Here is a 21,681-nt window from a genome sequence, read left to right as displayed (position 1 = left end):
AGCGATGGGCTCGAACCGCTTGTTCAAAGCGCAACCCAGGTACCGCCCCAGCTTTCGGGCTCGATGTCGGCGAGTGTCTGCGTGAAGTCCCAGTGGTGGCCGTGGAAGTCTCGCGCGTTGTATTGACGCTCGCCGTACATGTGGTCAGCAGGCTCACTGAGGATGACGGCTCCGGCCTGACGGGCGCGCTCGCAGTGTGCACGCGCGTCTTCTACACGGACCTGAATGATGTGCGAACGATTGGGCGCAATAGTGCCTTCGGCGATAGTGAAGCAGCCTTCGCCAGCACGCATCTGAATACGATGGTTGGCAATGCGCAGACGCACGGTAAACCCGAACGCCTTGCCCAGCCACTCTGCCGCGACTGAGGGATCAGGATATATGAGCACGGGAATCACGGTACATGGCGGGACGGAGCGATTGGTCAGCATGTCCACAATTTAGCAGGAAATAAAACCTCGCTTCTCTTTTTTAGCGGAGGAGACAACGAGGAGGCGCGGACCGACCTCGCCAAGCAAGCGGCCGCGCAACTTTACCTGTGGGAGATGTGCATTTAGCAGGGCTCAGCGCGAGGCGATGAGCTGCTTATCGAAAATGGCGACGATGCGGTAGGTTTCCGCTGCGGTTTTGCCGTCGGTGCCCACGGGCCACTTGAGCTTCGCGTTCTTGCCATTCAGCTCGGTCTCTACGTGCTCAACCAGTGGCATTTCGCAGATGCGGCGGCTGATGTAATTGCCCTTGGATGAGTATTTGTTGACGCAGTTGACTAGCGCGACTCTTCCGTCGGGCAGCAGCAGCGAAAGCGTGGTGCCCACGAGATTGAAGGAAACCTGTCCCGGCGCGGCGAGCGCAGCATTGGCGTGGCTGGGCGCAGCGCACGCCTCGGAGAGCGGTTCAAGGGAGCAGTCGGTGCCGCCTTCATTGGGAGTGATGGTATATCCAGGGATCACGGCGAAGTAGTTCGAGTCGCTGGCTTGGCGGTACAGCACGGTCGCATCCAGTTTCTGCGCGCAGACCGACTGCACGCTTGTCGCGATCACAAGAAACGCCATCCCGAAACCCATCCAGCGGGGCTTGCTCATGTCAGGACCTCTATCCAAGTGTTTCCCAGAGTGTATGGGGCGGGCCAGTCGAATGGCGGCGCGTCTGGAGGGGCTGACACTCTGAGGTAACGTGACAGAAGAGCTTCCTCTTCCGCACCATTTGTGGCGGAAACCTGAGAAACGTGAGGAATGGCTGTCGGATGCGCCACTTAGCTAAGTCGGCAATTTCAGAGGGAAACGCTAAGTGCAATTCCTAGAGGGCCGGGATAGCGGCGGTTGAACAGGTAATAGCCGTCCCCCTTGTAGGCCACGTAGACGTCGTCGGTCTCATACCATCTTCCGCCCCAACTCTCTGGGAATGGATCGAGCAGGGTGAACCAGTAGCCGTCATACTGGAAACGCGGATTTCCAGCTTCGTACTGGAAAGGAAGGCCGTAGATCCGGAAAGCGTGTCCGTCGCCGTAATGATCGTGGAAGTAATCCTCAGGAACCCGATAGCCGCTATAACCGCCTCGTTGCTGCCAGCTGCGGCGCTCGTATTCCCAATGATTCGCGCGCCGCTCCTGCCAGGCACGTTCCTGCGTTCTTTGCTGGTCGTGCGCTTGTTCCGGTGAGCGCTCCATCTGCTTCTGTTGCCCAACACGCCGGCCGTTATCGACCTGATTCTGCGGGCGCGAGCTCTGAGGTCCATGCTGATCGGTCTGCCCCTTCGGCTGGTTGGCTGGACCGGCATGTTTGTCCTGATTCTGCCGTTTGTCTTTGTTCTTGTCCTGGTTGTCCTGGGCGTAAGAGAAAGCGCATGCCCCGAGAGTGAGAGACAGGATGGAGACGGAAGCGACGATGCGAAAGCGTGTCATGCGTGTTTCCTCTGTACAGTTTCTGAATGCTCTCGTTGTTGGAGGCTCACTTTACTGGCAGCAAGAGGGACCGTCTGGGAACGGATGGTGCTCCCAATGCTACGCGCATTCGGGGCCAGGTGCTTATCCTGGATCGCCTCACCGCAATCCAAAGTTCCTGAGCCTTTGGACTTAAGGATGTACGCCTTTGATTGCATGGGACTGATTGGAGGGTAAACCGGCAGAGAAACTGAGGGCTTTTGGGCCTCGACGACGCGCTGTGCGAAATTCAGCCTCAATCAAGGCCCGCTATTCGCCTGGGAGACGGAAGTGTTGTTGACAATGCCTTCGAGGGAGTCGGGCATCGCCATCGGCGCCGTGGTATCGGGATCGATGACGAAGATGTCTGCCGCCTTGTGCCATTGGCCCATGTGTCCCATGCCGCCCTCATCACTTGAAACCTTGTAAGCCTTCATTCCGTTATCGCCGCTTGCGCGGGCGAGGACATAGCAGTTGTAGCCAATTCCCTTATCTGTAATAACCGTGACTTGCTGGCCTACTTCGAACATGGGGAGCCGCCTTTTCCTGACAATCTCTCACAGCCTAGCGGGTCTGCGGAGAGATTGATGGTCTGAATTGACCGCAATCTGAAGTAGCGTGAGGATCGACGAGGGCCCGCATCCCGCAGAGACCCGAAGATATAATTGCTGCCATGTTGCGCTCAGTTTTATGTTTGACGATCCTCTGCACCGGCACTGTGTATGGCGCGGTGAAGCATATCCCGATCCGGTCGGGTGTGGCGTTGAAGCCGGGTGAGGCTTACACAGCTCGGGTTGAGAGCGCGAAGCCCGTAGAGATCGGGTGGACGGCCGTGCAGGCGAATCCCTGCACCATGGACTGCATTCGCTTGACCTTGATGAGTGATACCAATCCTCTGCCGTTCGCATCGGCGCGCGGGGCGCAGGGAAAGTACACGCCGACGAACGGAAAAATCATCGTGGAGTACAAGAACGTCTCGCAGCAGCCGGTCACGATAGATGTGTACCGCCTGGAGCGGACCTGCGATGCCGAGGCGTGCAAGCTTTTCGACCCCAGCAAGAAGGGGAATTGGCTGGTGTTCAAGATTGATGAGTTCAAATCGATCACGAACAGCACGGATACTTCCTACTCCGTGATCTCAGGCGTTGTGGAGAGCGGGCGGGCGTTCCGCATTCATGTGGTGTGGTGGACGGATGAGAAAGGTGCGGGGTTCATGGGCTGTCCGCGTTGGATCAAGGGATATGTGGATAACCACACACCGAAGGAGAAGTATCGACCCTACATTATTTCCGGGATGAATGTGGGGGATGAGAACAATATCGTTCTGAAGTCGATCGATGACTGCGTTCCGCTGGCGCCGCATTTTGGGGTGCCGGAGAAGAACGTTTTCAAGTAGGCTGCGGAGCTAACGCGTGTCCTCGGACGGCGGCCTTGCAGTTGTTGCCATCGGTCAGGATGTGGGGACACTCCTTGAACATCGATATGACTCCTGGGCACCCCCTATTATCCCGTCTCTCGAGGTAAGCATGCTGCTTTCATCGAATTGCAGAGAGGGGTGGCGCCAAAGATATCTGTGCACTGGGGTTAGCTGTAGAGGTTTCTGCGGATTGGGCTTAGCTAGAGGCAGTGGACAGTGGGCAGTGAACAGTGGACACTGAGCGGCTATCGTTTGCATTCGGGCTTTCACTCTACTTCCATTGTGCGCCGGGAGGGGGAAATTACCTGCAAAATGACCTGAAGAATTTGGTGAGTGGAATGAGGGGGTTAGCGGGAATGTTGGCTGCGAGGGGTTGACACGGGGCGTGTGATAGCGGAGTTCGCGCGCTTGGCGGCATTCGCAGCGGAGGCTGGGGATTTTACTTTCCCACCCTTGCTACGCAAGGATGGGGCACCCAGATTTGGTGATGGGTGGGCCACCCGCCGCGTGATAGCGAAGTTCCCGCGCATGGCGGATTTCTCAGCGGAGGCTGGGGGATTTACTTTCCCACCCTTGCTACGCAAGGATGGGGCACCCAGATGGTGATGGGTGGGCCACCCGCCGGCCGGCTCCACTGCTCGCCAAAAACTGAAAGCAGATCCTTCGTTTGATCGTTAATCGCAATAGGGATTTCGACCGCGTTTTCAACCGCACATCGTCAAGGTGCTGCCTCGGTAAAATAGTGATAGACCATGGCTGAATTTACTCACTTACATCTTCATACGGAATACTCGCTCCTTGACGGCGCCTGCGACATTCACAAACTGATTGATCGCGTAGCCGCGCTGGGGCAGAAGTCTGTCGCGATGACAGACCACGGGAACATTTACGGAGCAGTTCACTTTTTCAATGCGGCCAAGGCGAAGGGGATCAAGCCGATTCTTGGATGCGAACTCTACGTGTGCAAGGCGGAGGACCATCGCGCCGATACCCCGAATGACACCAACAACCATCTGCTGGTGCTGGCGGAGAACGAGGAAGGGTATCGCAACCTGATCCGGCTCACGAGCGAGGCTAGCCTGCATGGGTTCTATCGCAAGCCGAGGGTGAGCAAGAAGTTTCTTGCGGACAATGCGAAGGGGTTGATCGGGTTTTCAGGCTGCCTGAGCGGCGAGCTTTGCGAAGAGCTCTCGGCAGGACACTACGAGAAGGCCAAGAGCGCGGCCGTGCAGTACCAGGACATCTTTGGGCGCGGCAACTTCTATCTCGAGATTCAGGACCAGGGACTGGAGCAGGAGAAGAAGATTCAGGCCGATCTGTTCAGGCTGGAGAAGGAACTCGACATCCCGCTCGTCCTCACGAACGACTCGCACTACCTGTGCGGCGAAGACTCGCACGCGCACGACGTGATGCTCTGCGTGCAGACGGGCTCGAAGATTCACGATGCCGAACGGTTCCGGTTCGACTCCGACCAGTTTTTTGTGAAGAGCGCCGACGAGATGGGGCGCATCTTTCCCGACTCGCCGGGCGTGACTACGACGACGATGGAGATTGCGGAGCGGTGCAACTTCAAACTGCATGCCGTGGACAATCCGTTTCCGGAGTTTGCGGTCCCGATGGGGCACACCATCGACAGCTATTTTGAAGAGGTGTGCCGCGAGGGTTTGAAGAAGCGGCTCGAGACGGCGGTGCGGCAACTGGAGCTGCGCGGGGTGCGCCGGTCGCCGACGCATGAGTACGAGGCGCGGCTGAATTTCGAGATCGGCATTATCAAGCAGATGAAGTACTCGGGGTACTTCCTGATCGTGTGGGACTTCATCAAGTATGCGCGGGACAACGGCATCCCTGTCGGACCGGGACGCGGATCGGCAACGGGATCGCTGGTGGCGTATGCGATGGAGATTACAAACATCGATCCGATGCAGAACGTGTTGCTGTTCGAGCGGTTCCTGAACCCCGAGCGCGTGACGATGCCGGATATCGACGTGGACTTCTGCCAGAACCGGCGCGGCGAAGTGATCGATTACGTTACGCGAAAGTATGGGCGCGAGCAGGTCGCGCAGATCATCACGTTCAACACCATGGCTGCGAAGGCTTCGATCAAGGACTGCGGGCGCGCGATGGATATGCCGTACGGGGACGTGGATCGGATTGCGAAACTGGTGCCGCCGACCGTGGGGATGACGCTGGAAAGGGCGCTGGAAGAGTCGCCCGATTTGCGCAAGGCGTATGACTCGGACAAGCAGGTTCGCGAGCTGATCGATACGGCGAAGAAGCTGGAGGGACTGGTGCGCGGGGCGGGCGTTCATGCTTCGGCGGTGGTGATTGCGCCGCGTCCGCTAACGGAACTGGTGCCGCTGAATCGCACGAAGAACGATGAAATCGTGACGGCCTACGACATGAAGTCCGTCGAAAAGATGGGCCTGTTGAAGATGGACTTTCTGGGCCTCGCGACGCTGACGGTGATTACCGATTGCCTGAAGCTGATCGAACTAAATCGCGGAGAGCAGATCGACATCGAGATGGTTCCGGGGGACGATCCTGAGACCATGAAGCGCGTGTTTCATACAGCGCTGACTTCGGGGATTTTTCAATTTGAATCAAGCGGGATGCGGGACATTTTGCGGCGGTACAAGCCGGACACGGTGGAGGAACTGACGGCGTTGAATGCGTTGTACCGGCCTGGACCGATGAACATGATCGACGACTTCATCGAGCGCAAATGGGGTCGGCGCAAGGTTGAGTTCCTGCTGCCGGAGCTTGAGGGGATTCTGAAGGACTCGCTCGGCGTGATCGTGTATCAGGAGCAGGTGATGCGGATTGCGCAGGTGCTGGCGAGCTTCAGCCTGGGCGAGGCGGACCTGCTGCGGCGCGCAATGGGAAAAAAAGATCAAAAGGCGATGGCGGAGATGCGCGATCGCTTTATGAACGGCGCGGCGAAGCTGGGACACCCGAAAAATGTGCTCGAAGAGTTGTTTGAGCAGATGGCGAAGTTCTCAGAGTACGGATTCAACAAATCGCACTCCGCAGCGTATGCGCTGGTGGCGTACCAGACGGCGTATTTGAAGACACATTATCCGGTGGAGTTTATGGCAGCGCTGCTGACGAGCGAAACCTCGAAGCCGGAAAACGTGGTGAAGTACATCGGCGAATGCAGGGAAATGAACATCAGTGTCGAGCCGCCGGATGTGCAAGTGAGCGGCGCGCAGTTTACGCCACATGGGGAGGCGGCGATCCGGTTTGGACTCGCGGCGGTGAAGAATGTCGGCGGCAATGCGATTGAATCGATCACGTCGGCGCGTGCGGAGGCGGGTGGGCTCTTCAAGACTTTCTGGGAATTCTGCGAGAAGGTTGACCTGCGGGTGATGAACAAACGGGTCATCGAGTCGCTGATCAAGGCGGGCGCCCTCGACTCGCTGGGGAAGCGTGCTCCGCTGTTTGCGGCGATCGACAAAGCCATGGAGCGCGCCCAGAAAGCACAGAGGGACGCCGAGCAAGGGCAGGCCGGGCTGTTCGGATTGTTCAACGAGGAACCGGCGCACGGAAGACGCGGCGACGATTTGCCCAACGTGCCGGACTGGGAAGAGGGCGAGCGCCTGGCGAACGAGAAGGAGGTGCTGGGCTTCTTTGTCTCGGGACATCCGCTGGATAAGTATGCCGACAAAATCAAGAATCTCAGCGGCGTGATTTCGACCGCGGACGCGCTGGAGCGCAAACCTGCCGAGCGGCGGTGGGGCAAGGATGCGGACCCTGCGGACGAGATCCAGGTGGCGGGTATCATTCAGGGCATCAGGGTGCAGAAGGGCAAGCGTGATGGCAAACTCTATGCCACAGGGTCGCTCGAAGACGCGACAGGGAAGATTGAGCTGATCTCGTTTTCGCGCGATTATGAGCGGCTTTCGGAGCAGTGGAGGATTGAGGCGCCGGTTCTGGTTCGCGGAACGCTGATGGGCGATGAGGATTCGGCTCCGAAGATTTCAGTGAGTAACATTCAGTCCCTTGATGCTGTCCAAGTGAAGTTGCCCACGGGAGTACGGATCCGCATCAGCCTTGATCGCGCGACGGACGAGCTTATGGCAAGCGTGAAGAGCGCTGCAGACGCAGCACCGGGACCCGGTAAGGTCATGATTTTCCTGGAGAAAAAAGGGGAATTTCAAGTGATACTTGAGCCGGAGCAGATGAGCGTTGCCGCGGATCGATGCTGGGTGGAGCGGATGGAGGAATTGACGGGAAAGGGAACCGTTCAGCCACTGGGTTGAGTGGCCGCACAACCCGATGGGGGCTTCCCCGAATCTGGCCTGCTTTGGTTCGCAAGAAAGGATTTGTGTACCGAAGTTAGTACGAAATCGGAAGAACGTAAATAGCACTAAAGTTTTGTCGGGCACAGGGGCTGAGCCCAATGATTTCAGGGACGTTATTCGTGGGGCTGAAAACCCAACGCTTCTTCCGGTGGAAACGATGAAAGCCCTAAAAGCAGATCCTTCGCTCACCATCCGCAAACTAAAAACGTTTGCGGCCCCGTTCGCTCAGAATGATACTTCCAGTTGGGAGAAGAGTCAGTAGTCTCCGAGTAGGCTGGCCCAGCGCCGGAGTTTGGCTTGATTGAGATGGCCGTCCGAGCTTTCGCTTGCGGCTAGCTGCACGGCGAAATTGCCGAGGGTGGAGCTTTCGGGATGTCCGCAATCGACCGGAAGGCCGGTTTGGCGTGCGGTGAGATCGGCGAGAAGGCGGTTGCGGCTGGCGCCTCCAATGATGTGGATGCGGGTGAGTTTTCTACGCAGCATCTGTTCGAGATCGGCGATTGCGGTGGCGTAACGTGTGGCGAGGCTTTCGAAGATCATGCGGGCGAAGAGCGGCTCGTTGCCGGGGATGTCCGCGATGGGAGAATGGCCGGCTGCGGCGAGTTGTTCGTTGATGCGCGTGGGCATGTCGCCGGCGAGGAGCAGCGGCTCGGCATCGACGTTGATGATGGGAGTGGCTGCGCAGGCGGTGGCTCGCTCGACGAGTTCAGGGATGGTGAAGTTGCGACCGGTTGCAGACCATTGCTCCATGCATTGTTTGAGGAGCCACATGCCATTGACGTTGGTGTGGAAGCAGAATCCGCCTGCGGCGGCGCCCTGATTTGTGTAGCGGGCGGCGAGGGCGTGAGGGGTTGTGATGGGCTGGGACACGAGCGTGCCGATCAACGACCATGTTCCGGAACAGATGTATGCTGTTGAGTCGAGGTCCGCGGGAATGCCTGCGATGGCGGACGCGGTGTCGTGGCAGGCGGGGGCGATGAGCTCGGTATCGCGGAATGCAGCGAGCGCAGACAGGGGGCCTTGCAGACGACCGAGCCGCGTGCCCGGGGGAACGATGCGGGGCGCGGCCTGGATGTCCAGACCGAGCGTGGCGAAGATGTCAGGGGCCCAGTTGCCGGTGGCGAGATCGACCAGGCCGGTGTGGGTGGCGTTGGTGTACTCGGCAACTCTCGGTGCGCCCAGCCAATGCAGGACAAACTCGGGCAGACAAAGCCAGGGAGCGCGCTGTTCTTTTTCAGAATCGGCAAGGAGCTGGTAGAGCGTATTGATGCGGAGGGGCTGCGCGCCTGTTCTGCGAAAGGTTTCCTCGGGAGGCAGAACTGCGTCGGCCTTGTGCTTCGCGGCGATGGTGCGCTCGTCCCGATAACAGAATGGATCGTGCAACGGGTTTCCATCTTCATCGAGACGAACGTAGTCGACAGCCCAGCCATCGACGGCGATGGAGGCTATGCCTTCTGTGGCGAGATAGGCCGCCTGGCGAAGGCCTTCTTCGATGCCGGTGAGAATGCGCTGGAGGGGCCAACGGAGCGAGGAGCCGTTGGAGACGGGCCCATCGGGAATACGGTGGACCTCGGTGATGATGGGACCGTTATCCACCGATCGAAGAACGGAGACGCGGCAGCTTTCGGCGCCGAGGTCGATGGCAACGCGGGCGCGAGGATCACGCTGAAGTTGGTCGCTGAGGTCCGGTTCGCTCCCCGGTCTCAAACGCGAGACCGGGGGCAACCAATCTGAATCTCTGGGAGAACTCACCGGAGAAATGCCTCGGGTAATCCTCCGTCGACGGGAAAGATGTGGCCGGTGGTGCAGTGAGCCTTAGGGCCGGCGAGGAAGAGGATGGCTTCGGCGCAGTCAGCCGGATCGATGGGGCGATGGGTCAGCGTACGCTGGGCATAATAGCCCGCGAGCAACGAGCGCAATTCGTCGTCGGATTTGGAATCGTCGAAGGCGATGTTGTACTTGGTGAGCGAGGCGCGGACGCGGTCGCGGGGAAACATGGTGCTGCCTTTGACGACGGTGGCGGGACTTACGGCATTGACGCGGACTTTCGGCGCGAGCGAAACGGCGAGTTCTCTAACCAGATGCGAAAGAGCGGCCTTGCTGACGTCGTAGGCCTCACTGCCGCGCTTGGGTACCACTGCATTTGCGGAACTGGTGAGCACGATGGAGCCATCGAGATCCTGTTCGGCGAAGAATTTGGCGGCTTCGTCGGCAAGGATGAAGTTGGCGGTGACGTTGATGTTCATCGTCGCGGACCAGAGATCGTCGCCGATTTTGCCATCGGATGACGACGGGAAAAGCGCAGCGGTGTTGATGAGGATGTCGATGCCGCCGAATGCGGCGATGGTGGCGCGGATCGCATCGCGGATCGTATCGCGGCTGCGGATGTCGACGGCGGTTGTGGCAACAAATTCCTTTTGCGTGATGTGCGCCAGCTGAGCGGCGACACGGGCTGCAGCGACGCTATCGTAGTCCGCGATCATGACGTGCGCTCCGCGGGCGGCGGCGAGATGTGCGACTTCGCGGCCGATGCCGCTGCCTCCGCCAACGACGAGAGCGATGCGGCGGCTGAGTTCTTTCTCGGGCGGCTGACGGCGCAGCTTGGCCTCTTCCATCGCCCAGTACTCGATGCGAAAGGCCTCGATGGGCGGCAGGGCGACATAGTTGCTGAAGGTCTTGAAGCTTGCGGGCTCCATCCCCTCTCCACATTGCGGAAGGGTGCCGGAGACCTTGCCCTCGGACAGGAGAGTTGCTCCCTCGATGACGTGGATGGCGTTGGTGTAGAACTCGCCGACGATGCGCGCCTCAGTCTTGTTTTTGCCGAAGCTGAACATGCCGAGTCCGGGGATGAGGACGACGGTGGGGCTTGGGTCGCGAAGCGAGGGGGAATCGGGCGTGGCGAAGTAGTGGTAGTAGGTGCAGTACTGTTCGCGATATTCGGTGAGCGATCGATCGATCTGCGCTTTGAGATCGGTGATGCTGCCGTTTTTCGGCCAGGGCACGAACATGGGACGAATCTTGGTGCGGATGAAGTGGTCGGGGCAACTGGTGCCGAGGTAGGCTAGTTCTTCGGCTTGCGCGGAGTTGACGAACTGGAGCACGTCGGGCGCGTCGCTGAAACTGGAGATCCAACAATGCTGTGAGCTCACGCGGCCGCGGAGGTGTGGCGCAACCTCGAGCGCGAGATCATGGCGATCGTTGCGCGAGGGTACAGATTCCCCACCAAAACGGACTGTCGCCTTTGTCTCACCGTGGCGTGCGATGAACTGGCCAATCTGATCGATGATGATGACGGTATTGAGGTAGCATCCGCGTTGGGTCTGGCCCCAGGTGAAAAGACCGTGGCCGCCAAGGACGATTCCATCGCATCCCGGATTGGCGCGGAGGGCATCGCGCATCATGAGACCGAGCTCAAAGCCGGGCCGCTGCCACGGAATCCAGATGAGCGTGTGGTTGAACTCGCGATTGAACTCGTCCATCTTCGTTTTGCCATTGGCAGATGCAGCCAGGGCAATGCCCCAGTCGGGGTGGAGATGATCGACGTGCGGGAAGGGAAGAAAGCCGTGCAGCGGCGTATCAATCGATGCGGCGACCGGGTTGTTGCGGAAGGCGCACATGGGATACATCGCCACCATATCGTCTTCGGTGTCAACGCCCTTGTAGCTGCGCTCAAGTGCGAGCAGCTTTTCCTGGTAGAGGGTGGCGAAACCGGTGCGCTTGATGCTGCCAAGGTCGCCGCCCGATCCTTTGACCCAGATGACTTCAACCGGTTCGCCGGTGAGGGGATCTGTCTCCATCACCTTGGAGCTGGTGTTGCCGCCGGCAAAGTTGGTGATGCGCAGGTCAGAGCCGAGCAGGTTGGAGCGATAGCGCAGAAGCTCGGGCTCGTCGAGCGAAGAAGCAACGGCGGGATCCCAGCGGTCTTCGAGGAAGCGTAGCGTTGCGGTTGGGAGAGTTGCCTGCGACATAGTGCACCACCAGATGGGAATTGATCGAAGTGCCAGAGTTCAATTTTACCGCCGAAAGCGCAAAGTCACGCGTAGCTGCCGACGGTGGACTGCCGGCCGGCGCGTTCGCGCGTGATGCGCTCGACATAACCGTCTTCGCGGAGCGCACTGAGCGGGTCGGCGGCGAGACCGCGCGATTGACGCCATAAAGCAAGCAGCGGGCGAACGTCGCGCCAGAAAGCGCCGCGGAAGAGCTCCTCAGCCGCGACAAGATCGCAGGATTGCTGCAGGACCGCGAGCTGTTCCCGATCGATGAGCGCAGCCTTGAGCCACAATTCCTGCGCCGTGGCGACGGTCTGTACCATGGCCTCGATTTTGCCTTTGAGGTTATGGCTCTGATCGATCATGAACGCGGCTCCGCCGTCTGACTCTTTGGAGTGGGGGTTGTGGAGCTCGTGAAAGATTCGGAAGACCTGGTAAGGATCGATGGAGCCGAGGGTGAGGTCGTCGTCGGCATAACGGCGATCGTTGAAGTGGAATCCGCCGAGGAGATTCAGATGCAGGAGCCAGGCAACGATCTGCTCGATGTTTTGCGAGAGGTAGTGGTGGCCGGTATCCACAAGAACGAAAGCCTGTGGCCCGGCTGTGCGGCAGAGATGCGAGGACATGCCCCAGTCGGCAATGTCAGTGTGGTAAAAGGCAGGTTCGAAGGGCTTGTATTCGACGAGAAGACGCTGATCTGGGGCGAGGCGCTGGTGCGCGGTGCGGAGCGCTTCTTCAAGCCACTCGATGCGGCGGCGCATGGACTGCGTGCCGGGGTAGTTGGAGCCGTCGGCGAGCCAGAGGGAAATGTCGCGCGCATGCAAGTGGCGGGCGATTTCGATGGAGTCAAGCACGTGGCTCAGGGCGCTTCCTCGGATTTCTTCAGAAGGATTGCAGAGGGAGCCGAACTTGTATTGCTGATCCTGAAAGAGGTTGGGATTGATGGAACCCGCACGGATGCCGGTGGTGCGCTCGAGCGCCTGAACCTGTTCGACATCGGCGAGGCCGCTGGGCAGGTCCCACAACACGTGGAGTGCCAGCGTGGGAGTGGCGCCGGTGAGGCGATGCACTTCGGCGGCGTCATTGAATTTCTCTTCAAGGGTGGAGGCGGCGGCGGACTGCACGAACTTGCCAAAGCGCGTGCCGGTGTTGGCGAATCCCCAGGATGGGATTTCAATTTGGAAGCGATCGAGGATGTGTGCCGCAGTTTCGAAGAGAGCGGAATCAGATGGACTCATGGCTGCCTCTGCTCTGCAAGTGTAGCGCTGACGGGTGTGGACTTGAGAAAAAGCCGGGGCTAAAGCCTCTCATTTTATGGCCGTGATTAGTGGGACTGAAGCCCCCACGCTCCCTCCACAGAGACATGAGTTTGTCAGCGGCCGAAGTCTGCGTCTTCCTCCGGCCGAAAGGACGTGAGCGGTTGCACTAACGCCTAGAGATCGTCGCGGACGATGATCACGCTGAGGAAACGGGGTCCATGAACGCCCTTGATGCGGGTCATTTCGATGTCGGCTGTGGCGCTGGGGCCGGAGATGTAGGTGGCGAGGCGGGGCAGTTCGGGGCAGCGGGCAAAGTATTCGGGCAAGGTTTCGACGATTTGCGAGGCGCGGAGAATGCAGAGGTGGAAGTCGGGCAGAAGGGTGAGAATGCGGCGACCTTCGCTGGGCGAATGGTGAAGGACGATGGTGCCGGATTCTGCGATGCCTGCGAAGGAACCAGTGAGAACTCCGTCGCAAAGCTCAATCTCGTCGAAGGAGAGATCGTTGTCGAGTTTCAAGTTGACGTCGGGAGGCAGCAATTCAGGGGGAAGGGCGGGGCACGCGACAAAGGTTCGGCGGCCGCTGGATTGAAGTTGATGCGCGACGGTGGCGGGAAGATCAGCGGGCGAGGCTTCGATGACTTCGGCGCCGTACTCGAGGAGGCGCTCGGTCATGAGATGCAGACGGGCAGCGGTGTCGAGCGCGCCGCGATGCGTGTAGTTGCGCGGAATGTCGGCGTAGGTATTCGCATCGGCGCTTGTGGCGGCGCGGACGCGATCGAGGATTGTGCGGCGTGAAGAAGAGGCCGTCATCGGTTCCCCTTCGAGGGACGCGCTGCCCACCAATCGCGAAAGGTTTGGTTGGGGAGTGCGCGAAGATCGCGGGAGAGGGTCCAGCGTCCGCCAAGCGAGGGAAGGCGGTGGATCCAGCCGTCGCTGCGGGTGAAGACGCGGAGGCCGATGCGACCGAGTCGTTGCGCGATTTGGAAGCGCGACGCGCTGGCAAAGGTAACGTTGGCGGCCTTCATGCCGATGAACATTGGATCGAACCATCGGCTGCTCTGTGCGCGCTGCTGGTTTACGACTTGCGCGCGGAGTTCGATGAGGACTTCAGGGATGTTGATTTTGACGGGGCAAACTTCATAACAGGCGCCGCAGAGGGACGACGCGTAAGGCAGGGACTGCGCGTGCTGCATGCGCTCAAGCTGGGGTGTGAGAATTGCGCCGATGGGGCCGGCGTAGGGGGAACCGTAGGCGTGTCCGCCGGTCTGGCGATAGACGGGGCATGTGTTGAGGCAGGCGGCGCAGCGAATGCATTGCAAGGTTTGCCGCTCGACCTTTCGCGCGAGAATGCGGGAGCGGCCGTTATCGAGGAGCACAATGTGGAAGCGCTGCGGCCCATCACCCGGAACGACACCGGACCAGAGCGAGGTGTAGGGATTCATGCGCTCTCCCGTGGCCGAACGCGCGAGGACCTGCAGCATCACTTCGAGATCGGAGAATCGCGGCAGGAGCTTTTCAATGCCGGCGAGGGCGATGAGCGTACGGGGCAACGTGAGACACATGCGGCCATTGCCTTCTGACTCGACGATCGCGACCGAACCATTTTCGGCGATGAGGAAATTTGCGCCGCTGATGGCTGTGGGGACGCTGAGGAATTTCCTGCGCAGGTAAGTGCGGGCGGCTGCGGTTAGGGCCTGGGGATCGTCGGAGAGTTGGGGCAACCCCATGCGCTCTGCAAATATCTCGCGCACCTGACGGCGATTGACGTGCAGTGCGGGCACGACGATGTGCGAGGGTTCGTCGTCGCCAAGTTGGAGGATTAATTCAGCAAGATCGGTTTCGATTGCGCTGATGCCGGCTGCTTCCAGTGCGGGGTTGAGCTGGATTTCGGCGGAGGTCATGGTCTTGATCTTGATGACTTCGCTAGCCTTTTCCTGACGGAGGAGATCGAGAATGATGGTGCGCGCTTCGGCGGCGTCGGTTGCCCAGTGGACCGTCCCGCCGGCGGCGGTGCAGTTGGATTCGAACTGCTCCAGATAATCGCCGAGATTCGCGAGAACGTGAGCGCGAATGGCAGCTGCGGAATTGCGCAGTTCTTGCCAGTCCCTCTTTTCAGCAACAAGGCTGTTGCGTTTGGTCTGGATCACGTCGGTGGCGTGCGCGACGTTGGTGCGGAGCTGGGTGTTCTGGAGGATGGGAAGGGCAGCGGCGGGAAACGGCGGCGCAAAGCGCGGGTCCATTACGGGCGGATGATGGGCGGGCGTCGTCATTGGCCGGCCCTGTATGGATGCTCAACAGTGCTCGCGAGAATGCCGGCGATATGGATGGTCTGGATGGCTTTCTTCTGGCGGTGCAGCGCGCCGCCCAGGTGCATCAGGCAACTGTTATCGAGGGCGGTGCAATAGCCTGCGCCAGTGGCGAGCACGTCAATGAGCTTGGCATCCAGCATGGCGGTGGAGACTTCAGCGTTTTTCACGGAGAAGGTGCCGCCGAAACCGCAGCAGCGCTCGAGGTTGGCGAGGGGGAGCAGTTCGAGTCCGCTTACTTTGCGGAGCAGGCGAAAGGGTCGGTCGCCCACTTGCAGTGCGCGAAGGCCGTGGCAACTGGCGTGATAGGTGACGCGGTGCGGGAAATATGCGCCGACGTCGTCGAGGCCGAGTTTGTCGGTGAGAAATTCGCTCAACTCGAAGACGCGGGGCAGCAGTGCCGCGAACTGCCGCCGCAGTTCCTCATTTCCCAGTTCCTCGAATAGGCCCTGATATTGGTCTCGGATCATGGCGACGCAGGAGGAGGAGGGAATGACGACGCATTCGGTATCGCGATAGAGCTGGACGAAGCGTTTGGCTTGCGAAAAGGCCTCGCCGCGGAATCCGGTGTTGGCGTGCATCTGGCCGCAGCAGGTTTGTGCCGGCAGAAAGTCGAGTGTAATGCCAAGCCGTTCGAGCAGCCGCACTACGGCGCGCCCGGTTTCGGGAAAGAGCGTGTCGTTGTAGCAGGTAATGAAGAGCGATGCGCGCATCCGCGAGACCCATCAGACAAGCAGGATGTGAAAGACGATGATATTTCGCGGGGAGAGGCTTGTCGAATCGTGCGCAGCAGAGATGTCGCCAGGCAGGAAAAAGGCGGGGGAGGAATTGCTCCGCCCCCAATTTGCAGGGAAACCCTATTTGGAGAGATTGTCGAGGGCGAGATTCAGCTCAAGGACATTGACGCGCGGTTCGCCCAGCAGTCCGAAGGTGCGGCCTGCGGTGTGCTGCTGAATGAGTTCGTTTACCTGCGCTTCGGTCAGTCCGCGGGCCTTGGCGATGCGGCGAGCTTGAAACGTCGCATTGTCGGGGGTGATGTCGGGGTCGAGGCCCGATCCGGAAGTGGTGACTGCGTCGATGGGGACGGGGTGGCCGGGATTTTCCGCGTCGAGCTTGTCGATGTCGCCCTGCATGCGCTGGACGAGCTTGGCGTTGGACTGCGCCAGGTTCGATCCGCCGGAGGAGGTTGGATCATACCCATTGCCGGCCGCGGAGGGGCGCGGGTGGAAGTAGCGATCGGAGGTGAAGCTCTGGGCGAGGAGTTCGGAGCCGATGACCTGGCCGTTTTTCAGGATCAGGCTGCCCGCCGCTTTGTGGGGAAACAGGGTGCCTGCGATTCCTGTGACGAGGAGCGGGTAGCCAATGCCGAACAGCAAGGTTGCAAGCAGCGTGAAGCGGATGGAGGTGCGCCAGATCGAGTGAGTGACGGTTGCAGTCTGGACTGGCGCTGACGGAGCGAAGGTCGTTGTTGCGTGCATGTTCAGTCCCCTATGCCATGTGCATGGCTACGAGCAGCATGTCGATGGCCTTGATGCCGATGAACGGAATAATGACGCCGCCGACACCGTAGATGAGCAGGTTCCGCCGCAGGAGTGCTTCCGCGGCTTTGGGTTCGTATTTGACGCCGCGCAGAGCAAGAGGGATCAGCGCCACGATGATGATGGCGTTGAAGACGACGGCTGAAAGAATCGCAGACTGCGGCGAATGGAGGTGCATGATGTTCAGCGCATTGAGTACTGGAAAGGCCACCGAGAACATCGCTGGAATGATGGCGAAATATTTCGCCACATCGTTGGCAATCGAAAAAGTGGTGAGGGCGCCGCGGGTCATCAGCAGCTGTTTACCGATCTCGACAATTTCGATGAGCTTGGTCGGATTGGAGTCGAGGTCGACCATGTTGCCGGCCTCCTTGGCGGCCTGCGTGCCGGAGTTCATGGCAACACCTACGTCGGCCTGCGCGAGTGCGGGGGCGTCGTTGGTGCCATCGCCGGTCATGGCGACAAGCTTGCCTTTCCCTTGTTCGCGCTTGATGAGGTCCATCTTGTCTTTCGGCTTGGCTTCGGCGAGAAAGTCGTCGACGCCTGCCTCACGCGCGATTACGGCCGCCGTGAGGGGGTTATCGCCGGTGATCATGATGGTGCGGATGCCCATGGCGCGCAGGCGTGCAAGCCTTTCCTTGAGTCCGCCTTTCACAATGTCTTTGAGATAAATGACGCCCAGGGCTGTGGAGTTTTCAGCTACGACGAGCGGTGTGCCGCCGGCGCGGGCGATCTCTTCGACAGCATCACGCACTTTTCTAGGCAGCGACGATCCCTGGTCTTCAAGGAAGCGGGCGATCGCATCGGCGGAACCCTTGCGAATGCGAACGCCAGGCAGGTTGACGCCGCTCATACGCGTCTGCGCGGAGAAGGGAACGAACTCGGCGTGGATGCCGCCGAGATCGCGGCCGCGCAGGTTGTACTTCTCCTTTGCCAGCACGACGATCGAGCGGCCCTCCGGCGTTTCGTCGGAGAGAGAGGCTAGCTGCGCGGCATCGGCGAGCCGTTCCGGCGTGACGTCGGGCGCCGGGATGAATTCGGTGGCCTGGCGATTGCCGAGGGTGATGGTGCCGGTCTTGTCGAGCAGCAAGGTGTTCACGTCGCCAGCCGCTTCGACGGCGCGTCCGCTCATGGCCAGAACGTTGTACTGGACTAGGCGATCCATTCCGGCGATGCCGATGGCGGAAAGCAGGCCGCCGATGGTGGTCGGAATCAGGCAGACTAGCAGCGAGACCAGCACGAAGACTGTTTGCGGCGCTTTGGAGTAGATGGCGAAGGGTTGAAGCGTCACGACCGCGAGCAGAAAGACGATAGTCAGGCCGGAGAGCAGAATCGAGAGCGCGATCTCGTTCGGCGTTTTCTGGCGCGTCGCGCCTTCCACCAAAGCAATCATGCGGTCAAGGAAGGTTTCGCCGGGATTAGAGGTAATGCGGATCTTGACCCAGTCCGATAGCACCTTGGTTCCACCGGTTACCGCCGAGCGGTCGCCGCCGGCCTCGCGGATTACGGGTGCCGATTCGCCGGTGATCGCTGACTCGTCGACGGAAGCAACGCCTTCGATCACTTCGCCGTCGCCGGCAATGTAGCTACCCGCAGGCACGTAGATGATGTCGCCGGCGCGGAGAAGGCCACTGGCTACCTGTTCCAGAGACCCCGAAGCGGTGTAGCGCTGCGCGATGGTTTCGCCCTTGGCTTTGCGCAGGGTGTCGGCCTGTGCTTTGCCGCGGCCTTCGGCCATGGCCTCGGCGAAGTTGGCAAACAGTACAGTGAACCAGAGCCAGAGCGTGATCTGGAGATTGAAACCGAATCCCGCGCGGTGGTGGATGGTGTTGTCGATGAGCAGGGCCGAGGTCAAAACGCTGCCGACCTCAACCACAAACATCACGGGGTTCTTGACCATCCAGCGGGGATCGAGCTTGCGGAATGCGTCGATGAGCGCCTGGCGAATAATCCCGGTGTTCCACAGGCTCTTCTGTTCAGTGGATTTTTTTCTGCGATGTTCATGATGCTCCGGCGGCAGCGCGGAGGATGAGGCAGGCTCAACGGAAGGCATTCCTGAATCCGAATGAACTTCAGCTTGAGCGGGAGAATTGAATTTGTTGTAAGAACTCATGTCAGGTCTCCTCAGAAGAGCTGTCCGGATTTCAGTAGCAGATGGTCGAGGATCGGTCCCAGGCTAAGTGCCGGGAAGAAGGTGAGCGCGCCGAGAATCATGACCACACCGACGAGCAGGACGGTAAACAGCGAAGTGTTAACCGGAAACGTTCCGGGCGACGGCGGAATGCTTTTCTTCTGGGCGAGATTTCCCGCCATTGCGAGCACTGGGATGAGCATGAGAAAGCGACCCACCAGCATGTCGAAGCCGAGTGCGATGTTGTACCACCACTGCGTGGTTGGATTCACTGGAATATTCAGGCCAGCAAAGGCCGAGCCGTTGTTGCCCGCGCCCGATGTGAAGGCATAAAGAATCTCGGTCAGCCCGTGTGGCCCGCTGTTCGAAAGCGCCGCGAGTCCGACCTTTGACGACATCACAAATATCGCCGTCAGATTCAGGATGATCAGCGGAAAGATAAGCACGTAAAGCATCGCCATCTTCACGTCGTAGGCTTCAATTTTCTTGCCCAGGTACTCGGGGGTTCGGCCGACCATAAGACCCGCGATGAAGACAGAGAGAACGACGAAGATCAGAATTCCATAAAGGCCAGAGCCGACACCGCCGAAGATAACTTCTCCGAGCATGATGTTGGTGAGAACAACCATGCCGCCGAGCGCGGTGAAGCTGTCATGTGTACCATTCACCGCGCCGCAACTGGCATCCGTGGTGATGGTGGCGAACAAGGCGCTTTCGGCAATGCCGTTTCGGACTTCCTTGCCCTCCATGTTGCCGCCAGGCGCTGTGGCCGTTGCGGTTTGCGCAGCGCCATGGATCAAGGGATGGGGATGCGCTTCAGCCCAGTACACGGTGGTGAATCCCGCAGCAAAGAGGACGTACATTGCAGCGAAGACCGCCCAGCCGTGGCCCGGCGAACCGGTCATACGGCCAAGTGTGAAGGTCAGGCCGGCGGGGATGATGAAGATCGATAGAATCTGCAGAAAGTTCGAGAACGGAGTGGGGTTTTCGAACGGGTGAGCACTGTTGGCGTTGAAGAAGCCGCCGCCGTTGGTACCGAGCATCTTGATGGCTTCCTGCGAAGCCACGGGCCCTTGCGCAATGGTCTGCGTCTGATTCTCGATTGTGTGGGCGGTTGTGTAGGCCTTGAAGTTCTGGGGCACGCCCTGACCGACCAGCAGTAGCGCGTAGATGATGGATCCCGGCAGCAGGATGTAGAGCAGCGTGCGCGTGGTATCGACCCAGAAGTTACCGATCGTGCCGGACATCGTTCGCTTGATACCGCGGATCAGCGCCACCGCAACTACGATGCCGACGGCTGCGGAGAAGAAGTTGTGCGTGGCAAGCCCCGCCATCTCCGTCAGGTAACTCATGGTGGACTCGGGTGTGTACGACTGCCAGTTGGTGTTCGTCGTGAAACTTGCGGCCGTATTAAACGCAAGATCGGGAACAACAGCAGCGAGCCCCTGAGGATTCCATAGCTTGATTACGGCCTGGAGACGCTCGATCCCATAGGTAAGCAAAAGGCTCACCGCGGAGAATCCGAGCACGCCGAACGCGTATTCGCGCCAGTTCATTTCGTGATCGGCCTGCACCCCGCACGCCTTGTAGATCAGACGCTCGATGGGACGCAGAACCGGATCAAGCCAGGTGCGCTTGCGTTCCAACACTTGCGCGATATAGAGGCCAACCGGGCGCGTGAGGAGCGCCAGAACGACAGAAAAGAAAAGAAACTGCAACCAGCCATTCGCAGACATGTCAGAACTTCTCCGGATAGAGCAGCGTGGCGCCGAGATAAATAAGCATCAGGACCGAAAGCAAGAGAGCGATAACGGTGACAAGGTCCATGTCTTACCTCAGCTTCTGACAGGCCTTGACATACAGAAAGGCCACGGTAAAAAAAACTGCGGTGAAGAAGAGCATGACGAGATCTTGCATGCGAAGTCCCTCGATTCAGAGCGGCACAGAGCCGTACGGGCCTCTGAGACGCCAAAATCGATTTTGCGGGTTGGGGCGTTACGTTCGTGGAAGGGAAATCTAAAGGAAATATAAAGATATAGACGATTCAGCCTTAATGAGCGGCGCTGGGGTCTACTCTTCTTTGGCGTTGAAACCCTCGGGGACAAAGCGATAGCCCACCCAGGGTTCCGTCTGAATGAACTGCTTTCCGGATTCGGCTTCGAGCTTTTTGCGAAGCTGGCCGACGAAGACGCGGAGGTACTCCGGCTGATGAGCCGATTGCGCGCCCCAGACAGCGGTAAGCAGGGCGCGATGCGTAATAACCTTGCCGGCATGGCGCGCAAGGTGGAGCAGAAGTTCAAATTCCTTAGGGGTCAGGTGGATTGGCTTGCCCGCAACTTCGATGCTGTGTGCGGCGGCATCGATAACAAAATCGCCGGCGACGACGGCCGACTCGGTCCGCTCGGGCGCGCGCCGCAAGTGGGCACGGACGCGCGCGAGCAGTTCCTGGATGCTGAAGGGCTTGGTGACGTAGTCGTCGGCTCCGGAGTCGAGCGCCTCGATCTTGGCGCGCTCGTGATCGCGCACAGAAAGCACGAGGATCGGCGTGGATGAGGTTGTGCGAATGGCGCGGCACACCTCAACACCACTAAGTCCGGGCATCATGAGGTCGGTAATGACAAGGTCGGGCGGCCACTCGGCGAAGAGGCGAAGACCCTCTTCAGGATCGTTGGCGGTGCGTACATCAAAGGCTTGCGCGGACAATGCGGCGCGAAGCACGCGGGTGATTTGCGGTTCATCGTCGATGACAAGGATTCTGCCCGGCATTTTCGCACTTCTTCCATCCGCAGCTTACATCATCGGGCGGGACCGGTATGATTC

At 59.6% G+C, this 21,681-nt stretch carries 17 protein-coding genes; 2 read left to right on the top strand and 15 right to left on the bottom strand.

Going from position 1 to position 21,681, the window contains the following annotated elements; all coding sequences use genetic code 11:
* Positions 1–23: 23 nt before the first annotated feature.
* The 4 genes from VK574_RS08410 to VK574_RS08395 form a co-directional block, all read right to left on the bottom strand.
* Complete coding sequence (locus VK574_RS08410; protein WP_472799390.1) at positions 24–431, bottom strand: VOC family protein; 408 nt, start codon at positions 429–431, stop codon at positions 24–26.
* A 132-nt stretch (positions 432–563) separates the two neighbouring features.
* Positions 564–1,082, bottom strand: coding sequence for a hypothetical protein (locus tag VK574_RS08405; protein WP_472799389.1), 519 nt, complete (start codon positions 1,080–1,082; stop codon positions 564–566).
* A gap of 188 nt (positions 1,083–1,270) precedes the next feature.
* On the bottom strand, positions 1,271–1,900 hold the full coding sequence (locus tag VK574_RS08400) for a hypothetical protein (RefSeq protein WP_472799388.1): 630 nt from the start codon (positions 1,898–1,900) through the stop codon (positions 1,271–1,273).
* Positions 1,901–2,178: 278 nt separating this feature from the next.
* Entirely contained in the window at positions 2,179–2,448 is a 270-nt protein-coding gene (locus VK574_RS08395) for a hypothetical protein (protein ID WP_472799387.1), read from the bottom strand.
* Between the two features lie 143 nt (positions 2,449–2,591).
* Between VK574_RS08395 and VK574_RS08390 the strand changes: the two genes are divergently transcribed.
* Both VK574_RS08390 and dnaE read left to right on the top strand, forming a co-directional pair.
* Complete coding sequence (locus VK574_RS08390) at positions 2,592–3,314, top strand: hypothetical protein (RefSeq protein WP_472799386.1); 723 nt, start codon at positions 2,592–2,594, stop codon at positions 3,312–3,314.
* Positions 3,315–4,087: 773 nt separating this feature from the next.
* Positions 4,088–7,594 carry a DNA polymerase III subunit alpha gene (dnaE, locus tag VK574_RS08385; protein ID WP_472799385.1) on the top strand — a complete coding sequence of 1,169 codons (3,507 nt, stop codon included), beginning with the start codon at positions 4,088–4,090 and terminating at the stop codon, positions 7,592–7,594.
* A 297-nt stretch (positions 7,595–7,891) separates the two neighbouring features.
* Here the strand turns inward: dnaE and VK574_RS08380 are convergent, their stop codons facing one another.
* The 11 genes from VK574_RS08380 to VK574_RS08330 form a co-directional block, all read right to left on the bottom strand.
* On the bottom strand, positions 7,892–9,361 hold the full coding sequence (locus tag VK574_RS08380) for a rhamnulokinase (protein WP_472799384.1): 1,470 nt from the start codon (positions 9,359–9,361) through the stop codon (positions 7,892–7,894).
* A 23-nt stretch (positions 9,362–9,384) separates the two neighbouring features.
* Entirely contained in the window at positions 9,385–11,604 is a 2,220-nt protein-coding gene (locus tag VK574_RS08375) for a bifunctional rhamnulose-1-phosphate aldolase/short-chain dehydrogenase (protein WP_472799383.1), read from the bottom strand.
* Between the two features lie 65 nt (positions 11,605–11,669).
* A complete protein-coding gene (locus VK574_RS08370) occupies positions 11,670–12,863 on the bottom strand; it encodes a sugar isomerase (protein WP_472799382.1) in 1,194 nt (397 codons plus the stop codon).
* Between the two features lie 194 nt (positions 12,864–13,057).
* Entirely contained in the window at positions 13,058–13,696 is a 639-nt protein-coding gene (locus VK574_RS08365; protein WP_472799381.1) for a LutC/YkgG family protein, read from the bottom strand.
* Positions 13,693–15,156, bottom strand: coding sequence for a LutB/LldF family L-lactate oxidation iron-sulfur protein (locus VK574_RS08360; RefSeq protein ID WP_472799380.1), 1,464 nt, complete (start codon positions 15,154–15,156; stop codon positions 13,693–13,695). Before VK574_RS08360 ends, VK574_RS08365 begins: the two co-directional genes overlap by 4 nt.
* The gene (locus VK574_RS08355) at positions 15,153–15,905 is read right to left on the bottom strand and encodes a (Fe-S)-binding protein (protein ID WP_472799379.1); all 753 of its coding nucleotides are present in this window, start codon (positions 15,903–15,905) and stop codon (positions 15,153–15,155) included. Before VK574_RS08355 ends, VK574_RS08360 begins: the two co-directional genes overlap by 4 nt.
* 144 nt (positions 15,906–16,049) lie before the next feature.
* Entirely contained in the window at positions 16,050–16,670 is a 621-nt protein-coding gene (kdpC, locus tag VK574_RS08350) for a potassium-transporting ATPase subunit KdpC (RefSeq protein ID WP_472799378.1), read from the bottom strand.
* A 10-nt stretch (positions 16,671–16,680) separates the two neighbouring features.
* The gene (gene kdpB, locus VK574_RS08345; RefSeq protein ID WP_472799377.1) at positions 16,681–18,783 is read right to left on the bottom strand and encodes a potassium-transporting ATPase subunit KdpB; all 2,103 of its coding nucleotides are present in this window, start codon (positions 18,781–18,783) and stop codon (positions 16,681–16,683) included.
* Positions 18,784–18,854: 71 nt separating this feature from the next.
* Positions 18,855–20,597 carry a potassium-transporting ATPase subunit KdpA gene (gene kdpA, locus VK574_RS08340; RefSeq protein WP_472799376.1) on the bottom strand — a complete coding sequence of 581 codons (1,743 nt, stop codon included), beginning with the start codon at positions 20,595–20,597 and terminating at the stop codon, positions 18,855–18,857.
* Between the two features lies 1 nt (position 20,598).
* The gene (locus tag VK574_RS08335) at positions 20,599–20,688 is read right to left on the bottom strand and encodes a potassium-transporting ATPase subunit F (protein ID WP_472799375.1); all 90 of its coding nucleotides are present in this window, start codon (positions 20,686–20,688) and stop codon (positions 20,599–20,601) included.
* 243 nt (positions 20,689–20,931) lie between these two features.
* Positions 20,932–21,627: a response regulator transcription factor gene (locus VK574_RS08330; RefSeq protein ID WP_472799374.1), complete on the bottom strand. Its 696-nt coding sequence runs from the start codon at positions 21,625–21,627 to the stop codon at positions 20,932–20,934.
* Between the last annotated feature and the right edge of the window lie 54 nt (positions 21,628–21,681).

Source organism: Occallatibacter sp. (assembly GCF_035317045.1).
Taxonomy (GTDB): Bacteria; Acidobacteriota; Terriglobia; order Terriglobales; family Acidobacteriaceae; genus Telmatobacter.
The sequence above is the reverse complement of the archived record's forward strand: the minus strand, read 5'-3'. Positions and strand labels throughout refer to the sequence as shown.

Coding starts and splice junctions, on each gene's coding strand:
- VK574_RS08395 (WP_472799387.1), bottom strand. CDS start 2,448: ATGTTCGAAGTAGGCCAGCAAGTCACGGTTATTACAGATAAGGGAATT.
- VK574_RS08360 (WP_472799380.1), bottom strand. CDS start 15,156: ATGACGACGCCCGCCCATCATCCGCCCGTAATGGACCCGCGCTTTGCG.
- VK574_RS08335 (WP_472799375.1), bottom strand. CDS start 20,688: ATGGACCTTGTCACCGTTATCGCTCTCTTGCTTTCGGTCCTGATGCTT.
- VK574_RS08355 (WP_472799379.1), bottom strand. CDS start 15,905: ATGCGCGCATCGCTCTTCATTACCTGCTACAACGACACGCTCTTTCCC.
- VK574_RS08365 (WP_472799381.1), bottom strand. CDS start 13,696: ATGACGGCCTCTTCTTCACGCCGCACAATCCTCGATCGCGTCCGCGCC.
- VK574_RS08405 (WP_472799389.1), bottom strand. CDS start 1,082: ATGAGCAAGCCCCGCTGGATGGGTTTCGGGATGGCGTTTCTTGTGATC.
- VK574_RS08400 (WP_472799388.1), bottom strand. CDS start 1,900: ATGACACGCTTTCGCATCGTCGCTTCCGTCTCCATCCTGTCTCTCACT.
- VK574_RS08410 (WP_472799390.1), bottom strand. CDS start 431: ATGCTGACCAATCGCTCCGTCCCGCCATGTACCGTGATTCCCGTGCTC.
- VK574_RS08390 (WP_472799386.1), top strand. CDS start 2,592: ATGTTGCGCTCAGTTTTATGTTTGACGATCCTCTGCACCGGCACTGTG.
- VK574_RS08330 (WP_472799374.1), bottom strand. CDS start 21,627: ATGCCGGGCAGAATCCTTGTCATCGACGATGAACCGCAAATCACCCGC.
- VK574_RS08375 (WP_472799383.1), bottom strand. CDS start 11,604: ATGTCGCAGGCAACTCTCCCAACCGCAACGCTACGCTTCCTCGAAGAC.
- kdpA (WP_472799376.1), bottom strand. CDS start 20,597: ATGTCTGCGAATGGCTGGTTGCAGTTTCTTTTCTTTTCTGTCGTTCTG.
- VK574_RS08370 (WP_472799382.1), bottom strand. CDS start 12,863: ATGAGTCCATCTGATTCCGCTCTCTTCGAAACTGCGGCACACATCCTC.
- kdpC (WP_472799378.1), bottom strand. CDS start 16,670: ATGCACGCAACAACGACCTTCGCTCCGTCAGCGCCAGTCCAGACTGCA.
- dnaE (WP_472799385.1), top strand. CDS start 4,088: ATGGCTGAATTTACTCACTTACATCTTCATACGGAATACTCGCTCCTT.
- kdpB (WP_472799377.1), bottom strand. CDS start 18,783: ATGCCTTCCGTTGAGCCTGCCTCATCCTCCGCGCTGCCGCCGGAGCAT.